The sequence below is a fragment of the Haloarcula sp. Atlit-120R genome (assembly GCF_003665885.1).
GTDB classification, from domain to species: Archaea; Halobacteriota; Halobacteria; order Halobacteriales; family Haloarculaceae; genus Haloarcula; species Haloarcula taiwanensis.
Map to the genome: position 1 here is coordinate 1 of NZ_QPLN01000122.1, position 435 is coordinate 435.

General features: G+C 68.3%; 1 protein-coding gene. It reads right to left on the minus strand.

The genetic code is table 11. The features are described from left to right. On the minus strand, window positions 1-435 hold a 435-nt coding region (locus DVK01_RS21525; RefSeq protein WP_121538867.1), incomplete at both ends, for an LLM class flavin-dependent oxidoreductase.

Consider the following 435-nt stretch of genomic DNA (forward strand, 5'->3'; position numbering starts at 1 on the left):
GACGCGCTCGGCGAACAACTCGGCGCTCGTCGTCTCGGGGAAGTCGACGAACTCCACGACAACCTCGCCGAAGCCCATCTCGACGAACGTCGCCAGTCGCTCGCGCACCTGTTCGGGCGTGCCGACGAGCGGGAACTCGCCCTCGGCGACGTTCTCGGGCTTGAACCGCGGGAAGTGCTCGTCGAGGAGGGCGTCGAGTTCCGCCTCGTCCTCGCGTAGCAGACACCGCGCGAACCACGAGCGCTCTATCTCCTCGAACGGCCGGCCGTAGCCCTCGCAGTGGCGTTCCAGCACGTCCAGTTTGTGTTGCATCACCTCCGGCGGTCCCCAGAAGTTCCACGAGTCGGCGTACTGGGCGGTGATTCGGAGCGTGAACGACTCGCCGCCGCCGCCGACCATGATGGGCGGGTGCGGGTCTCGGACGGGGTGCGGCCG